At 68.3% G+C, this 15,570-nt stretch carries 15 protein-coding genes and 6 pseudogenes; 14 read left to right on the forward strand and 7 right to left on the reverse strand.

Annotation, left to right across the window (positions count from 1 at the left end; all coding sequences use genetic code 11):
* Nucleotides 1-6: 6 nt before the first annotated feature.
* The gene (locus MQE23_RS00465; protein ID WP_243377822.1) at nt 7-270 is read left to right on the forward strand and encodes a hypothetical protein; all 264 of its coding nucleotides are present in this window, start codon (nt 7-9) and stop codon (nt 268-270) included.
* Nucleotides 271-637: 367 nt separating this feature from the next.
* Here the strand turns inward: MQE23_RS00465 and MQE23_RS00470 are convergent, their stop codons facing one another.
* Both MQE23_RS00470 and MQE23_RS00475 read right to left on the reverse strand, forming a co-directional pair.
* On the reverse strand, nt 638-1,465 hold the full coding sequence (locus tag MQE23_RS00470) for an SAM-dependent methyltransferase (RefSeq protein WP_243377823.1): 828 nt from the start codon (nt 1,463-1,465) through the stop codon (nt 638-640).
* A gap of 1,011 nt (nt 1,466-2,476) precedes the next feature.
* Complete coding sequence (locus tag MQE23_RS00475) at nt 2,477-3,346, reverse strand: LysR family transcriptional regulator (RefSeq protein WP_243377824.1); 870 nt, start codon at nt 3,344-3,346, stop codon at nt 2,477-2,479.
* Nucleotides 3,347-3,414: 68 nt separating this feature from the next.
* Between MQE23_RS00475 and MQE23_RS00480 the strand changes: the two genes are divergently transcribed.
* Nucleotides 3,415-4,326 (forward strand): EamA family transporter, encoded by a 912-nt coding sequence (locus MQE23_RS00480; protein WP_243377825.1) that lies wholly within the window; start codon nt 3,415-3,417, stop codon nt 4,324-4,326.
* 115 nt (nt 4,327-4,441) lie between these two features.
* Here the strand turns inward: MQE23_RS00480 and MQE23_RS00485 are convergent, their stop codons facing one another.
* Nucleotides 4,442-4,861, reverse strand: coding sequence for an ester cyclase (locus MQE23_RS00485; protein ID WP_243377826.1), 420 nt, complete (start codon nt 4,859-4,861; stop codon nt 4,442-4,444).
* A gap of 98 nt (nt 4,862-4,959) precedes the next feature.
* Between MQE23_RS00485 and MQE23_RS00490 the strand changes: the two genes are divergently transcribed.
* The 3 genes and pseudogenes from MQE23_RS00490 to MQE23_RS00500 form a co-directional block, all read left to right on the forward strand.
* Nucleotides 4,960-5,538 carry a PadR family transcriptional regulator gene (locus MQE23_RS00490; protein WP_243377827.1) on the forward strand — a complete coding sequence of 193 codons (579 nt, stop codon included), beginning with the start codon at nt 4,960-4,962 and terminating at the stop codon, nt 5,536-5,538.
* 20 nt (nt 5,539-5,558) lie between these two features.
* Nucleotides 5,559-6,076 (forward strand): annotated as a pseudogene (locus MQE23_RS00495) (alcohol dehydrogenase catalytic domain-containing protein); the annotation flags it as partial.
* Between the two features lie 181 nt (nt 6,077-6,257).
* Nucleotides 6,258-6,371 (forward strand): annotated as a pseudogene (locus MQE23_RS00500) (class I SAM-dependent methyltransferase); the annotation flags it as partial.
* A gap of 43 nt (nt 6,372-6,414) precedes the next feature.
* Here the strand turns inward: MQE23_RS00500 and MQE23_RS00505 are convergent.
* Both MQE23_RS00505 and MQE23_RS00510 read right to left on the reverse strand, forming a co-directional pair.
* Nucleotides 6,415-7,227, reverse strand: a pseudogene (locus MQE23_RS00505) (DUF6042 family protein).
* A gap of 64 nt (nt 7,228-7,291) precedes the next feature.
* Nucleotides 7,292-7,801 carry a hypothetical protein gene (locus MQE23_RS00510; protein WP_243377828.1) on the reverse strand — a complete coding sequence of 170 codons (510 nt, stop codon included), beginning with the start codon at nt 7,799-7,801 and terminating at the stop codon, nt 7,292-7,294.
* A gap of 164 nt (nt 7,802-7,965) precedes the next feature.
* Between MQE23_RS00510 and MQE23_RS00515 the strand changes: the two genes are divergently transcribed.
* Together MQE23_RS00515 and MQE23_RS00520 are read left to right on the forward strand one after the other, a co-directional pair.
* The gene (locus MQE23_RS00515) at nt 7,966-8,163 is read left to right on the forward strand and encodes a hypothetical protein (RefSeq protein WP_243377829.1); all 198 of its coding nucleotides are present in this window, start codon (nt 7,966-7,968) and stop codon (nt 8,161-8,163) included.
* A 171-nt stretch (nt 8,164-8,334) separates the two neighbouring features.
* Nucleotides 8,335-9,081: a phosphotransferase gene (locus MQE23_RS00520; protein WP_020269303.1), complete on the forward strand. Its 747-nt coding sequence runs from the start codon at nt 8,335-8,337 to the stop codon at nt 9,079-9,081.
* Between the two features lie 76 nt (nt 9,082-9,157).
* On the opposite strand, the pseudogene MQE23_RS00525 reads toward MQE23_RS00520, so the two are convergent.
* Nucleotides 9,158-9,637: pseudogene (locus tag MQE23_RS00525) on the reverse strand (transposase); the annotation flags it as partial.
* Between the two features lie 20 nt (nt 9,638-9,657).
* Between MQE23_RS00525 and MQE23_RS00530 the strand changes: the two are divergent.
* The 4 genes and pseudogenes from MQE23_RS00530 (at nt 9,658) to MQE23_RS00545 (ending at nt 12,171) form a co-directional block, all read left to right on the forward strand.
* Complete coding sequence (locus MQE23_RS00530; RefSeq protein ID WP_243382991.1) at nt 9,658-10,146, forward strand: hypothetical protein; 489 nt, start codon at nt 9,658-9,660, stop codon at nt 10,144-10,146.
* A 61-nt stretch (nt 10,147-10,207) separates the two neighbouring features.
* Nucleotides 10,208-10,498 (forward strand): peptidoglycan-binding protein, encoded by a 291-nt coding sequence (locus MQE23_RS00535; RefSeq protein ID WP_279345107.1) that lies wholly within the window; start codon nt 10,208-10,210, stop codon nt 10,496-10,498.
* A 151-nt stretch (nt 10,499-10,649) separates the two neighbouring features.
* Nucleotides 10,650-11,451, forward strand: a pseudogene (locus MQE23_RS00540) (IS5 family transposase).
* Nucleotides 11,452-11,613: 162 nt separating this feature from the next.
* Nucleotides 11,614-12,171 carry a nucleotidyltransferase domain-containing protein gene (locus tag MQE23_RS00545; RefSeq protein ID WP_243377830.1) on the forward strand — a complete coding sequence of 186 codons (558 nt, stop codon included), beginning with the start codon at nt 11,614-11,616 and terminating at the stop codon, nt 12,169-12,171.
* An 888-nt stretch (nt 12,172-13,059) separates the two neighbouring features.
* Here the strand turns inward: MQE23_RS00545 and MQE23_RS00550 are convergent.
* The gene (locus tag MQE23_RS00550; RefSeq protein WP_243377831.1) at nt 13,060-13,452 is read right to left on the reverse strand and encodes an MmcQ/YjbR family DNA-binding protein; all 393 of its coding nucleotides are present in this window, start codon (nt 13,450-13,452) and stop codon (nt 13,060-13,062) included.
* A gap of 224 nt (nt 13,453-13,676) precedes the next feature.
* Between MQE23_RS00550 and MQE23_RS00555 the strand changes: the two genes are divergently transcribed.
* From MQE23_RS00555 to MQE23_RS00565, 3 genes and pseudogenes are all read left to right on the forward strand, one after another.
* Nucleotides 13,677-14,504 (forward strand): AraC family transcriptional regulator, encoded by an 828-nt coding sequence (locus MQE23_RS00555; RefSeq protein ID WP_243377832.1) that lies wholly within the window; start codon nt 13,677-13,679, stop codon nt 14,502-14,504.
* Nucleotides 14,501-15,023, forward strand: a pseudogene (locus MQE23_RS00560) (transposase family protein); the annotation flags it as partial. The gene MQE23_RS00555 and the pseudogene MQE23_RS00560, both read left to right, overlap by 4 nt.
* Nucleotides 15,023-15,487 (forward strand): DUF6336 family protein, encoded by a 465-nt coding sequence (locus tag MQE23_RS00565; RefSeq protein ID WP_243377833.1) that lies wholly within the window; start codon nt 15,023-15,025, stop codon nt 15,485-15,487. The pseudogene MQE23_RS00560 and the gene MQE23_RS00565, both read left to right, overlap by 1 nt.
* Nucleotides 15,488-15,570 lie beyond the last annotated feature (83 nt).

Genomic DNA, 15,570 nt, shown 5'->3' on the forward strand with positions numbered 1-15,570 from the left:
CCGGCCTTGCGGCGGCGTCAGGCCCCCGCCGCCGCTGCCCGCCTCGCATACGCCTCGTACGGCCTCACGCAGGTCGAGGACCATCGCTCCGTCGGTCTTCTCGATGCCGCCGACGCCGAAACGCACCACAGCGGGCCGTCCAGTAGGCGGGCGCGCGGGTCGGACCAGTGCTGCGAGGTGGACGCGAAGATATCGCGGCGCTTCAAGGCGCAGAAGAGCTACTGCTTCCGCGAGTACCGGGCCTGCCGGCTGGAACGGCCGCCCTCGTGAGGCAGATCTTCCATGCCAACCAGCCAGACAGAATGGAAAGCGCAGGTCAGCGTCAGAAGACTGCGTCATGACCAGACATACGAGCACCTACAACAGGGAAGTTAGTCCGCCGAGAGCCGCTGACCTGCGCGGACTAGCTTCACTGTCAACGCACCCCCCGTAACCCCAGCCGTGTTCCGAGTCCCTGGCCTGCGGCGACTGGAATGGATGGCAAGGGCGTCCGCGGACTGGGTTCGATGTCGGCGGACAACTGTTGTCCGATGTCAGCTGTGGGCGCGAAGCTGAGTTTCGGGGACGATCTGGACGTGCTATAGGTGGGCCAGGGACCTCAGGCATGCTGCTGGCGATCCCCATCTGGGGATCACGTCTAGGCTTTCCGGGCCAGTCCGGCGGCGATGAGGTGTTCCCAGACCGTGAGCTCTCGTCTTTCGCCCCTGTCCCACGCGTTGTCGGTTTCGTCGGGACGCCACAGGGACGCGGGGACGATCCCGGGGTCGAGGATCTCCAGGCCGTCCAGCAGGGAGGCGATTTCCGCGTCGGTGCGCCACCGGCCGCGGCCGAACGTCTGCTGGAGGACCTTCTCGGCCTCCGCGGTCTCCGGGTTGTTGCCAGAGCGGAAGTGGCTGACGAAGAAGTAGCTTCCGGAGGGGACGTGGTCGCGCCAGTAGCGGACGATGCCGGCAGGGTCCTCGTCATCGTTGACGTGGTGGAGGATGGCGCTGAGGATGACGGCGACGGGACGAGCGAAGTCGATGATTTCGATGGTGTCGGGGTGAGTGCGGATGCCTTCGGGGTTGCGCACATCGACCGCGATGACGCGGGTCCGGTCGTTGTTCTCCAGCAGTGCGCGGCCGTGGACCAACACTTGGGGGTCGATGTCGACGTAGACGATCCGGGACTCGGAAGCGTGCCGTTGCGCGACCTGGTGGACGTTGTCCGCGGTCGGCAGGCCACTGCCCAGGTCGATGAACTGGCGAATGCCGGTGGTCTTCGCGATCTCCCGGACCGCCCGCGTCAGTGCCGCGCGGTTTGCGAAGGCGATGGCCACCGAACCGGGCAGGTCGCGCTTGAACACGTCGCCGATCTCACGGTCCACGGCGTAGTTGTCCTTGCCGCCGAGCAGGTAGTCGTAGACACGGGCGATGCTGGGCTTGGCCGGGTCGATGGAGGAGCCCTCGTACGTCATGGCGGCCATTCTTCCCCGCAACGTCGCCTGCGCACCCTCGTTTTGGGGTCCTCAAGCCGGACGGGGCGGCGCGAGGGCATGGACGCCTAGGTTCGGTGTCAAACGCCACGATTGGATGACAGGGCGACTGGCTTCACTGTCCAAGGACAACAGTTCTGTCCGTTGACATCGAACCCAGTCGTTTCGCCATCGAACCGAGTCGTGCCGCATCCGGCGTGCCCGGAACCACGAAACGAACGAGGGCCGACGGCAAGCCGTCGGTCCTCTGGTCAGCTATCCCACAGCACAGCACGCCCTGCAGCTCATCAGCCGCCGAGAGTCCCCATGCACGTCATGCACCGGCTCGTCGCCCGCAGCTGAGCGTTCCCCCCAGTGGCGATGGCTGGGCTGCTTTCGCTGATACGGCCCCAATCTCCGGGGGACGGATCGAGAATCCAACCCCACTTCGGAGGCCGCACCTCGTCTTCGGTCATGTGATCGCAGGCGCCTGGAACGTGCGCCTTACCATTCTGTTTGATCAAGATGGCGTTGCCGGGGAACCGCCGCCACTCCTGTCGAACACACCTTTCCTCCGGGTGCGCCTTGGGCACGCTGCCATCAGGAGGGCAGGCACACCCCATGCCGATGATGTTGTCGCATCGCTCGCAGCGCACCTCTTTCATGCGACCAAGTGTCCCATCCGAGAGTGCGCAACTCACGCGTAACGGCATGGCCGCAATGTCCATTGCGGCGACACCGAGAGATCACCGCGATTCGACTGGGTTGGATGGCAAAGCGGCTGGCTTCGCTGACAACAGACAAGTTTTCTGTCCTTTGACAGCGAAGTTAGTCCGGCCGAAGTCGCTGACCTGCGCGGACTAACTTCGCTGTCAACGCAGTCGCGTGACGCCGCCTCCGGCCCGAACCCTCTGGCCTGCGGCGACTGGGTTGGATGGCAAGGAACGTCATGGGCTGGGTTCGTGTCGGCCCGGGCCTCTATGTAGTGAGCTGGCTGGTGCTCGCGGTCCAGGGGCTCGGGTGTCAGGCGTCTTCGCGGTAGAGGTCGGTGAGCAGGGCGACGGCGGCGTGGGTGGCGGGGTGGGGGTCCTGTCGGCGCCAGATGAGGTGGACGGAGACGGGTTCGGCGTCGCGCAGGGGGCGATAGGTGATGCCGTCGCGGCGGTACTGGGTGACGGTGGCCTGCGGGGTGACGCCGACAGAGCGGCCGGTGGCGACGGTGGCGAGCCAGTCGTCGACGTCGCGGGTGTACTCCACGGCGGGGCGGGCGTCTTGGGGCCACAGGTCCAAGGTGGTGGTGCCGGTTCGGCGGTCCACCACCAGGGTGCGCTCGCGGATCTCCGCCAGGCGGATGCTGCGGCGCCTGGTCCATGGGTCGTCGGAGGCGAGGGCGACGTAGCGGCGTTCGTGGCCGACGAGGGCGTGGGCGTAGCGGCGGGTGTCGACGGGGGTGCGGAGGACGGCCAGGTCGCACAGGCCCTCGGCGAGGCCGCCGGTGGGGGTGTTGTGGCGGATCAGGTGGAGTTCGACGTCGGGGTAGCGGTCGTGCCAGCGGCGCTGGAACTCCGCGGTGTGGCGGCCCATCGCGGACCAGGCGTGGCCGATGTGCAGCCGGGTGTGGCCGGTGGTGGCCTGGTGGACCAGTTCGTCGGCGTCGGACAGGAGATTCCGGGCGCGGGCGAGAACCTGCACGCCTGCGGTGGTGGGGGTGACAGTGCGGCTGGTGCGGTGCAGCAGTCGCACGCCGAGGATCCGCTCCAGCGCGAGCAGGGTGCGGGAGACCGCGGCCTGTGAGACGCCCAGCTCGATCGCGGCGTCGGTGAAACTGCCGGCGTCGACGATCTCGACCAGACAGCGCAGGTGCCGCAGCTCCAGTTCTGTACGACCATCCATGCGTCCAGCGTATAGCTGAGGCTTCCGATGCATTTTGGGTATGCGGCGGTCCGCCGGATGGTCGTGCCATGACACTCGAAGCTCGCGCAGAGACGACTGCGACTGCTGCGGCGCAGGGGTCGTCGCCCCGGTGGTCCGGGGTGGCGCTGATGGTGGGCAGCGGCCTGTCCAACCAGGTCGGAGCATCAATCGCCGCGCTCGCCTTCCCGGTGCTCGGGCCGGTGGGAGTGGTGGCGATGCGCCAGTGGGTGGCCGCCGTGGTGCTGCTGAGCGCCGGCCGGCTGAACCTGCGTTCATTCACCGCCGCGCAGTGGCGTCCGGTCCTGGGACTTGCCGCGGTGTTCGCGACCATGAACCTCACGCTGTATGCGGCGATCGACCGGATCGGGCTCGGCTTTGCCGTCACCCTGGAGTTCCTCGGCCCGCTCGCTGTGGCGCTGGCAAGCTCCCGCCGCCGTATCGATCTGGCCTGTGCTCTGGTCGCCACGGCAGGCGTGGTGGTCCTCACCCGCCCCCGGCCCAGCACGGACTATCTCGGCATCGGCCTGGCCCTGATCGCCGCCGTCTGCTGGGGCTGTTACATCCTGCTCAACCGCGCCGTGGGCGAGCGCCTGCCCGGGCTGCAGGGATCGGCCGCCGCCGCGGCCGTCTCCGGCCTGCTCTACCTGCCCCTCGGCGCTGCTGCCCTGTGGCTCCACCAGCCCACCGTCGGCGCCCTGCTGTGCGCGCTGGCCGCCGGTGTGCTGTCCTCCGCGGTGCCGTTTCTCGCCGACCTGCTCGCGCTGCGCCGGGTCCCCGCCCGCTTCTTCGGGACCTTTATGAGCGTCAACCCGGTGTTCGCCGCTCTGATCGGCATGCTCGTCCTCGACCAGCACCTCGGTGCGGCATCATGGCTGGCCATCACTGTGATCGTCACCGCCAACGCCGTCTCCGTGGGCACCGCCGCCAGCACTCGAAGGAAGACCAACCTCTCGCGGTGAACCCGAGCCGGCCGCCCGCGCCCGGTGTGTGCCTGCGCCCTCTGCCGCAGCGATGTGCGGTCCCCTCCCGACGGCGATGGTCCCGCGCGAAAGAAGGCACCCAGCACGACTGGGTTCACGGCGCCGGTACGGCACCGATCTGCTGCATCACCCCGAGGAGGTCGGGCTGAGCCCGTTCGCCGACAATCCGGCCGTCGGCCAGATAGTAGAAGTTCATGGCCTGCACCGAGATCTTGTTGCCGCTCGCCGGGACCCCGAAGAATTCACCGTCGTGGGTTCCCCGCATGGTGAACCGCGCGGCGACCGTGTCGCCTTCGGTGACTGTCTCCTCCAGCGTCCACTGGATGTCCGGGAAGGCGCTGCGCATCATCCCAAGGACTTCCATGTACCCATCGGGCCCCCGCAGTGGTTCCGGGTGACTCGGTGCGTGGAACACCGCGTCCGGAGAAATGACCTCGCGAGCGAGACCCTCGTCGCCCGTGTTGATGAACTCGACGAAGCGGTTCATCACTGACTCGCTGGACTGCGGCGGCATCTTGCTGTGCCTCTCCAAAGACGGTGGGTGGACACCTGAGAGCGTAACATCGAATCGATGTGCACATCGTTTCGATGTGAGCGTGCGAAGATGGACTCATGCTGGAACTCGCGATACTCGGATTCCTGGCCGAGGGCCCTCTGCCTGGACACGAGCTGCGCCGGCGCGTCTCACAGCTGACCGGCTACACGCGGCCGGTCAGCGACGGCAGCCTGTATCCGGCGATCAATCGTCTGAGCAAGACGGGCTTGATCGAGCGGCGTGCCGACCCGGCAGCGGGGGCGGCCCGGTACGTGCTCAGCCTGACCGAGCCAGGGCGGGCCGAAATGCTTCAGCGTCTGCGCGAGCCCGCCGACCACGAGATCACCGACTTCACCCGGTTCTACGTCGTTCTGGCATTCCTCTCTCACTTGCCTGACGTGGCCGAACAGCACGCGGTGCTGCGCAGGCGGCTGGAGTTCCTGGAAGAACCGGCGAGTTTCTTCTACGACAGTGACCGGCCCCTGCGTGCCGAGGAGATCGCCGACCCCTACCGGCGCGGCATGCTGCTCACCGCCCGCGCCACCAGCCGCGCCGAACGGACCTGGCTGCGCGAGACTCTCGGCGAGGAACCGCCCGCATTCGACTCCGCGTGCACCGAGAGCGATCCGCATGCGCCCGCCGCTCCCGCGAGCTGACCGCCCACGGAGGTATCTCCATGCTTGCTTCCTGGTACGAGGACCAGGGCTCCGCCGCCGATGTCCTGCACGTCGGCGAACTCCCGGAGCCCATCCCCGGCCCCGGCGAGGTGCGCGTCCGCGTCACCGTCTCGGGCGTCAATCCCGGCGACACCAAGAAGCGGCGCGGCTGGCTCGGCACGTCCATGCCCTACCCGCGGGTGATCCCGCACAGCGACGCCGCCGGAGTCATCGACACGGTGGGCGCCGGAGTCGACGCCCACCGCGTCGGACAACGGGTCTGGGTGTACAGCGCCCAGTCCTACCGCCCCTTCGGCACCGCCGCCCAGTACACCGTCGTACCGGACCACCAAGCCGCACCCCTGCCCGGCCACCTGAGTGACGAGTTGGGCGCGAGCCTCGGCATCCCCGGCCTCACCGCCCACCGCACCGTCTTCACCGACGGCCCGGTCGACGGCCAACTGATCCTGGTCCACGGAGTCCTGGCGGCGTCGGCTCCCTGGCCGCCCAGCTCGCCCACTGGGCCGGCGCGACCGTGACGACGCCGCTGGCCTCACCCACCGACAACACACCCCTTCCCAGGGCGGTGGTGTCAGTTCTCATCAACATTTTGCGGTCCGGTGATCGACAAGTGCTGCCCGAAGTCGTCGACAACCGGTGTCAGGTCTCAGGCTCTGGTCCACTTCGTGTGGTCGCGCACGCAGGGTGACATCCATCGCATCAGGACGAAGTTCCTCGACGACCTGTTGCAGCAGGCCTCCGCGTCCGGCGTCCGGCAGGTCGTGTTACTCGGCGCCGGCATGGACAGCCGGGCCTTCCGGATGGACTGGCCCCACCCGAGCGGGCCGCGAGCACAGACCGGCCGTCAGGGTCAGTTCACGCGTCGTCGCCCTTGATGGTCAGCTGCACCCGGTTCTCGTGGAAGTGGTCCCAGTCCATGACCAGGCGGAAGCGCTGGTGTGCCTCCAGGCGTTCCGCGTCGGCCGGCTCCCGGCCCCGCTGCACGCGGGCCTCCCCGGACGCCACGAGCTCTGCGAGGGCGATGCGGACGTCGTCGGCATCCTGGCTGGTGGCGGCCGCAAGTCGGTCCAGGGACGTGAGGATCTCCTGCGGTTCACCCAAATCGTCGACCAAGTGGTTGATGAGCCCGTCGACGAATGGGCCGGTGCGCAATGCCCAGCGAACCCGGTCGAGCCGCTTGGCGAGGTCGGCGTCCAGGGGCAGCAGGTCACCAGGCAACGGCAGCGCGGCAGGCATCGACCACCGGGTGCCGTCCGGTGTCTCCTCGCGGCGCGCCAGGCCCTACGTCAGGTAGAGCTCGGACAGGTCCCGCACGGTCTTGGGCACCGGTTAGCCGGCGGCCGTGAGCATGGCGCCGAACTTCTCCCAGCGATGTGCCTCGTTCGCTTCGCGCCCCTCCGGCGCCTCCTCGTAGTCCCATTCCTCGTCGGGCCACGAGAACGTGAGCACGCCGTCGAGATCGCCGCCGATCATGTCCCAGTGGCCTTCGAAGATCTCCTGAAGGAAGTCGTCCAGAGAGCCGGTGAAGTCAGGCTGACTCGCGGTCCCGATCAGCATCGTCAGCGGGAAGCCCTGGCGGGGCAAGACGTGGTCCCAGCCCGAAGCCCACCAGTCGTTAGGCATCACCAGGTCCCGGCGCGGCCCAGACGCCGACGGGTTCTCAGTCATCCGCAGCTCTTCCTCGAAACGGTCAAACGCTGGCAGCGTACGCACTGTTGTACGCGCAGCGTTGTCAAGCGTGCCCGACCCAGGCTTGATGGTGGGTGGCGACGTGCAGCCCCTCGCGCAGGCGGCCGCACAGGACACCAACGCGTGTCCTGCCCTCCACGACCTGCAGACCGCTGTCTGATGGGTCCAGGAGGCGCCGCGCGATCAGGATCGGCGGGCGTAGCCACGTCCCGTGCTCTTCCCAGTGCTGGCTGACCTGTGGGGGCCGGACCGTGACCCAGTGCTCCGGGTTCTCGGAGTAGCTCTCGATACAGCCGGCATCGGATGCTCCGGTCGGCATCTCGTTGAAATCCGCGGCCGGGATCGTCTCGAGCCGCCATCTGATCTCGCGCAGGTCGAGGCCGCCGTAGTCGGACACGAAGGCGGCGTTGTCCCCGTGATCGAAGAGGAACTGTTCGAGGACGTCGTCGGGCCAGTGCAGGGATGCCAGTGCAGGGTCGGCGCGGAAGCGGTCATAGCTGAGGCCGCCGTCTTGACGGTGTGCCATCAGCGGGCTGAGGCCGCTCAACTTCATGCCGCCAGGTGTACCGCAGGCTTCCGGCAGGGCTCTCCTGCTCCGGTCCAAGCGGACCCGGCTCTTGCTGGGACGCCGGTGCGAGAACCCTCCCTTCAGCAAGATGGTCTTGTTGGGCGAGTTACGGCTGGAAAGGGGATCGAATGCCTACAGGAGTGGCTGTCGTGTGCGACAACGACGACTGCTTCGCCGTCTACCTGGCGGTGGAGACTGGCGACGACGAAGATGCGCGCTCCGCCTCCGAGGTCTCGCAGCTGGCGCGTGACGCCGCGCAAGGCGACGGGTGGGTGGTCAGCTTCGGCTTCCGGCAGCCGGTGATGACCTGCCCAGGCATGCGCGGACGGCCGGGGGCCGGTGCGTGAACGCGGGGACTGCCGGCGGTGCATGGGCCGCGTCGACTCCGCCTCCCGGTGCGTGTACTGCCTGCGCCAGGCGGAGCCTTCACAGCCCGAGTAGCGGGACACGGTCAGCCGCATAATCGCACGCGATAAAGCTGGCGACGTCGGCGATCATCCCAGGGATACTGGTCGCCCATGGATGAGGTCAAAGTCGTTGTCGCCCATTCCGAGCGCGCTACCCTGCGCGTCGGCGACGTGTTCCTGAAGGTGGACGCCGATCAGGCGCGCATCGACGTCGAGGTCGAGGCGATGTCCCTCGCGCCGGTCCCGACCCCGGAGGTCCTGTGGCGCAAGCCGCCCGTGCTTGCGACGGCCGCACTCCGGGGGACGACGCTTGGGCGCCTCGGCGGGCCGGCGACCGGGTCGCCGGCGGCGTGGGCCGCGGCGGGCGCCGCCATCCGGAAGCTGCACGACGCGCCGCCGCCGCCCTGGCCTGGCCGGGCCGGCCGGAGCATCGACGAGTTGACGAAGGAGCTCGACGACGAGTGCGAGTTGCTCGTGACGAACGGCGTCCTGCCCGCCGACCTGGTCACCCGCAACCGCCAAGTCGCCGAGGCCGCGCTGCGGCCGTGGACTCCGGCGTTCACGCACGGCGACCTGCAGATCGCGCACGTGTTCGTCGACGGCGACGAGGTCACCGGCATCATCGACTGGTCCGAGGCGGGCCAGGGTGATGCCCTGTACGACCTCGCCACCTTCATACTCGGACACGAGGAGCACCTCGACGACGTCATCGCCGGCTACGGCACCGACATCGACCTCGACGTGATCCACGCGTGGTCGTCGTTGCGAAGCCTGCTGGCAGTACGCTCGCTGATCGAGCAGGGCTTCGACCCCTTCGCGCCGGGCTGTGAGGTCGACGTGCTGAGATCCCGGATGTGAGGCCGCGCGGGCCCGACTGCCACGTATGCGTTCTGACGCATCGAGCACGCCATCTCCTGGGGCGCATCGCCTGCCCTTACTCTCCACAAAGTGCGGTGCGCAGTCGTCGCCAGCAGATGACGGCGCAGCCGAGGGTGACGAACGCGTGGTGGATGTCGTCGCGGATCTCCAGCGGATGCGCAGGCGGCGGAACCAGTGCAGCAGCGTGATCGCTCCTTCCACGACCCAGCGGTACACGCCCAGGCCGGGAGCCGTGCCCGGTCATAACCGCGGTCGGCGTACAGATACCTGGGGCGGCGCAGGGGCTGGCCGCACTTGCCGCGGATCGGCGGGACGGCCTGGATCAGCGGGATCAGTTGGGCGACGTCGTTGCGGTTGCCGCCGGGTGGTGATTGCCGCGAGCGGGATGCCGTGCGCCTCGACGATCAGGTGGTGCTTGCTGCCGGCCTTGCCCCGGTCCACCGGGGACGGACCGGTGGCCGGCCCCCTTCATCGCGCGGATGTGGCTGGAGTCGACCGCTGCACGGGAGAAGTCCAGCAGGTCTGCGGCCCGCAGCTCGTGCAGGCGCTGAGGGCGTGAGCGCCTTGGTGCAGGAACTGGGCGGTGAGCCGGCGCAGGATGGTCGTGCTGTCGCCGCTTACGCCAGTGCAGATCAGGATGTACGGCACGTTGTCGACGGCGCCGTCGCGCTGGCTTTCCCGCGCGGGTATCCCGTGCCGTCCGAGCTGAAGTCGACCGTGGCGCCGGAGAAGCGGACTGTGGCGCCGGAGAACACCGCGTCGGTGACGTGGACCCTGCCGCCGGAGAACATCGCACCGTATAGGTCTCCGCCGTCGAAGGTGACGCCGTACGGCCGCGTCAATGACGTCCAAGACGGAGTGGAAATGATGCAGGCCATCGGAGATGGGGAATACCGGAAGGCCTTCTCGAAGGGCATGGGAATCTTCGCGGGAGGTGCTGCAAGCGCGATCTGTGGAACCGGGGTTGCGCCGTACCAGTGGCCCAGCTTGCCGGCCGAGTTGGATGCCGCGGTAACGATCACCAGACATCCGCCAATCGCATGAACTTACCTAGTCGCAAAGGCGTGAACATGCTGGCAACGGTGGATACGCCTAACATGCAAGCATGAGTACAGAAGACGGCTACGTTCCCTTTCCAGGTTCCGAGTGGTTCAAAAGCGAGCCGAGTAGCCCGATCATCAGGATGATGGCGATGCGCCTGGCCGAAGAGGGATGCACCGAATTTGGTCCGGCCGGCCCACCCTCGGCCCACCCTCTCAGTGGACGTCGGTGGACGACGCACCACCGTGACTCCTACGCCAGGTGGCAGCGGAAGCTCGGGTACCAGGGTGCGGACGCGGACGGCTGGCCGGGAGCAAAGTCCTGGGCCAAGCTCAGGGTGCCCTATTCGGAATGACGGTAACTCAACATGCTGAGCTCCCGGAACGGCTTTGAAGCACGACGGCGTGCTCCGACTCTGGGTCCGACCAGCACAGGCGGCCGATAGCCCGCCGAGATCCGCTTCACTTAGATCGTGTCCTACGTGGTGAGGCGTCATTGAGCTCGGCATGGGGCGGGGTACGTGGAGTTGGATTGTTCCGGACGGGCTGTGGGAGATCGCGAAGCCGCTGATCCCTCCGTCGAGGGTGCGGCCGCAGGGCGGGGGAACGCAGGACACGCCTGATGAGACGCTGTTCGCCGCGATCATCCACGTGCTGGTCAGCGGCTGCGCCTGGCGAGCTCTGCCGCCGTGCTTCGGCATATCGAAGTCGACCGCCCACCGCCGGTTCCTCATCTGGTCCAGAGCCGGTGTCCGGGGCCGGCTGCACGAGGCCGTGCTGCACCAACTCGACGACGCCGGCCTCACCGACGTCACCCGCGTAGTCCTCGACACCGCCCACGTCCGGGCCAAAAAAGGGGCGAACACACAGGTCCGAGCCCCGTGGACCGGGGCAAGCCGGGTTCCAAGATGCACGTCCTGCCGGACGCCAACGGACTGCCCCTCCTCGTCGGCGTCTCGGCGGTTAACACCCACGACAGCGAAGGACTGAAGCCCATGCGAGACACGACCCCCACCGCAGCCGGTACTTCAAGCCCCAGCGCCTGCATGCGGACAAAGCCTACGACCGGGCTGACCTGCGCAGGCGGCTCCGCGGCAAGTGCATCGGAGTCCGCATCGCCCGCAAAGGCATCGAGTCCAGCAAACGATTAGGGCGGCGCCGTTGGGCCATCGAGCGCACCATGTCGTGGCTGTCCGGCTACCGCAGACTCAGCCCTCGCTACGAGCGCGATCCCCGCAACTACCTGGCCTTTCTCGGCCTCGCAGCAGCCCTCTGCTGCTACAAACGACTCATCCGCCTCACCACGTAGGACACGGTCTAAGGCCTCGCGTAACGCAGTTACACCGGGCGCGGAACACCCCCGCATCGGCGGGGGGTCCGAGGTTGAGGGTGACCTGCTTGGCGTAGCGCGATACTCATCGGAGACAGCGGCGAGACTCGCCGGGAGACGATCCGGTTCGAGGGTCGTGTCGTGGAGTTCTTCGTCCATACCCGTGCCGGACTCGTGGACCTCTTCGCTGCGGACGTTGCTGCGCGCCGTGCGGTCTTGCAGAGCATGTATGCCACCGGTCTCGTCCTCGTCGATACAAATGGTGAGGCCGAGCGTGCCCGAGCCCTGGCCGAAGCGGACCTCCGCGAAGGTCCGTCGGCGCTGGAACCGCAGATGGTCGAAACGAAGAGGTATGGGCTGACGGACTCACTGGACGATCTCGCCGACGCGAGTGACCGATTCGAGCGTCTTGCGGTGGCCGGGTTCGTTCTCAATGCTGCGGCCGATCTGCTCTGCGACTACCACCACGCGTGGATCGGCGGCGGGAAGTGGCTGCCGCGGCGTCTTCTGGAGGCGGACGATCAGCGCGGGACCGCCCTGCTTGAAGGGCACCTGCACCTGTGCGAGTCGGGAGACCCGACGCCGATGATGGACGCAGTGTCGGAGATCCTCGACCTTGTCGGCGGGCCGCTTCGTGAGGGCTATCACCGGACCTGGCGTGGCGTCATTGAATCGGTTTCTGCTACTACCGGGCGTTGACGGAAGCTCAGGTCGCACGCCTGGGTCCAGGCACACGAGACGATGGTCCCGCTCAACTACGGCGCCCCGAAGCGAGGCCGGCCTCGCCGACCAGGCCCGCCGCGCCGCCGGACACCTGCCCACCGCGGCCGCGGTACCGGCGGCCGCCGGTCGCCGCCCGCGCCTACGCCCTCAACCACCAGCCCGCACAGGCCCGCTCCGCGCTTTCGGACGCCGACGCCCTGATGGACCAGCTCCCCGCAGACGAGCAGCGGACACCTAGCCGACCTACTTCCGAGCAGAAGCACCACGCGCACCTCAGCCACGCCTACACCACGCCCCCAGACACCTCCCGTGCATCCGAGCGGACGCGGGCACCGGAGCTGCCCGCGCGGACCGGCAGCATGACCCACATGCTGCTGCGCATCGACAGCGCGACCTGTTCCCATCACAACGGCGGCAGCGAAGAAGCGTGCCGCCGCACGGTCTCCGCCCTACCGCGTGGCCGGACGGTTACCGCACCGGCCTGGTCCACGCCGCGCGCTGGATCTGTGTGAGACGGTCCCCACCCGGCGCCGCCACGAGCACGCCGTACGGGCGTTCCGGGACGTCCTCGCCTCCTGGACACGCCCACACCGGCAGAGCCCAGTGAGCGTCGCGCGTACTGGGCGGTGCCCCGGGGAAGCCTCCGGGCCGCGCCTCGACCGTGTCCGCACCCCAGGTGTCCGGGCCCGCTCTGGGCCATCGCTTCCGCGGCGGGCACTACACGGCGTTACGCCCGGCGATGTCACCGCCGGGGTCGTCCAGCAAGGCGGTGCGGGCGGTGATGTGTTTGCCGAGCGGCTCGCGCTGGCCCTGCAAGCCCTGCGCCACGGTCATGACGATCTCCAGCGCCGACGACGGCCTTGCTCACCGGGGCGCCTTGCCGCCGGCGTAGGTGTGCGGGTCGACGGGCTGCTCGGCCCTGGGGAGGTTGGCGACGACGAGCCGGTAGGAGTCGGTGACGAGTTCCCTGACGAGCGTCTTGCCGATGCCTTGCCCGCCTTCCAGCGTGATCCAGTGCTTCTTGTTCATGTGATAGCCGGGGGTAATGTGGCTGGTCTGCTCTCGCAGGGCGTGGGCCTCGCTGGGGTCTGCCTTGAGGATCACGACGGGACGCCCCGGGACCTCCGTCATCAGCATGAACACCTTGCCTCGCACCTTGAAAACCTCCCAGTCGGGGCCGAAGGGGTGCTCCAGCTGGGCCCCGGGAAGTTCCTGCGCGCAAGCGGCCGCGGTCTGGTGCAGGGGCGGTCCATTCATGGGGTGTTGCCTTCCTCAGGTGGTGACGGACTGCGACATCGAAGGACGCGCCGCGCGGTCGCGCGGCACGACCCATCCTCAGTCCATAACCGACACAACGGGTGGTAGGCTGCGGACACATGGTGGTCGACAAGCGACACCTCAGGCGGGACGGGCAGTCCGGGTCGGCCGCAGTTCCGCTGTATGGTTTTCAGCCCCCGGTCGGAACTCCGTACGGGCTTGAAGTGAGTACCGTCGAGGACTTCTTCGCCCAGCACGACGACTGGCCGTGGAATCCGCCTCGTCCGGGCCGTGCCAGCTTCCACTACCTCATCGCCGTCACCGCGGGTGAGTTGCGGCACGACGTCGACCACGTCACGCGGACCGTCTCCCGCGGCCAGTGGCTGTGGGTGCGTCCCGGGCACACGCAGTGCTGGCATCCGCCCGGCGACGCACGCGGCGCGTTCGTCCTCTTCGAGCCGGACGTGCTGAGTCCTGACATCGCCCGCCTGTTGGCCCCGCTCACGGCGCACACGGCCCCCGCCGTGCTGACTCCCCACCCCGAGGACGGCGCCTGGCTCCGGCAGACCGCGCTCCAGCTCTTGGACGAACACCGTGCACTGGGGCGCCGCCCACTCGATGTCCACCACGCCCTGCGGCGCAGCCTGCTCGAATCGCTGCTGCTGCGCCTGGCCAACTCCCCGGACATCACCCCTGCCGGCACGACGGCCGGTGCGGGCCGTGGTGACACCTACGGACGGTTCGTGGATGCCCTGGAGCTGCACTTCCGCGAGCTGCACCAGGTCGCGGACTACGCCGAGTTGCTCGGCTGCTCGGTCCGCACCCTCAGCCGTGCCGCCAGGGACGCCACCGGCAAGGGGGCGCGTGAGCTCATCGACGAGCGGCGGCTGCTCGAGGCCCGGCGGCTGCTGGGTGGTGCCCGGTGGACCGCCCGGGCGGTGGCCGCCCATCTCGGTTTCACCGATCCCGCCAACTTCGGCCGCTTCTTCCGTGGACACACCGGTCTCTCTCCGGCCGCCTTCGCGGCCGAAGAGGCCACGAGCACTCCGTGAGGCGGGGAGGCTGGACAGCCCCGTTCACCGGGTTAGGCCCGCGCGCCTTCGGGAAGCTGGTGACCGTGCTGCGGCGCGAGGGTGCGGACGCGGTCCGCAAGAGGCCGGCCGTGGGGCCTGACCCTGGAGGACCGGGGGCTGCTGGTCGCGGCGTACCGGCGCACCAACCTGACGATGCGCCAGCTCGCCCCGCTGTTCGGAGTGTCAAAAATCCGCGGCGGACCGCGTGATCGACCACCTCGGACCAATGCCACCGGGTCGTCATCGACGCCGACACCCGGCTCGTCGTCGCAGTCGGCCAACCGCTGCCCGGGAACCGCAACGACTGCAAGGCATGGGAGGAATCCGGCGCCAAGGCCGCCGTCGGCAGGACACTCACAATCGCCGGCGGCGGCTATCCCGGCGCGGGACTCGTCATGCACCCAGCGTCGACGCAAGGGCGAAGACCTGCCCGACTGGAAGGAAGCGCACAACACGTGCCACAAGCAGGTCCGCGCCCGCGTCGAGCACGTCTTCGCATGAATGAAGACCTGGAGCACCCAAAGATCATTTACGGGACAGCCCATAGGGTGATGGCCATGGCTTTGGACCAAGACGGCGTGCTGCTGCCGCGGCTGCGGCCGGCGGACGTTGCGCGGCGAGGCGTGACCTTCGGCCTGCTGGGCGTGGTGCCGCTCGTGGTGGCGGCTTTGAGTATCACTGACCACAGCGACCGACGAGACTTCCTGGCCGTCGTCGGTGGTGTTGTCGGCCTCTTCGGTGCGATCCTGCTTGTGATCGGTGCCGGCTTTTGGTGGGCCAGTGCGGAGGACGTCCGCCGCATGCGGGATTGGCGCACCCTCACGGGACAGGCCGCCTCAGTGACAGTCGTGGGTCCGCTGTTCCTGCGCTCCGGACTGTTTCTGCTTGTCCTCGGAGCTGCCGCTCTCGGGCTGTACCAACTCGTGGCCGCAGCACCTTACGGCAGCTGGTTGCACAGCTAGAACCTGCCCTCGACCGGCAGGCCAGCAGAACACTCGCCGGCCTCCTCGCCCGGCCCAGCCCGGACACCTGTGGACGGGCTGGA

It is taken from the genome of Streptomyces sp. HP-A2021, assembly GCF_022807935.1.
Classification (GTDB): Bacteria; Actinomycetota; Actinomycetes; order Streptomycetales; family Streptomycetaceae; genus Streptomyces; species Streptomyces afghaniensis.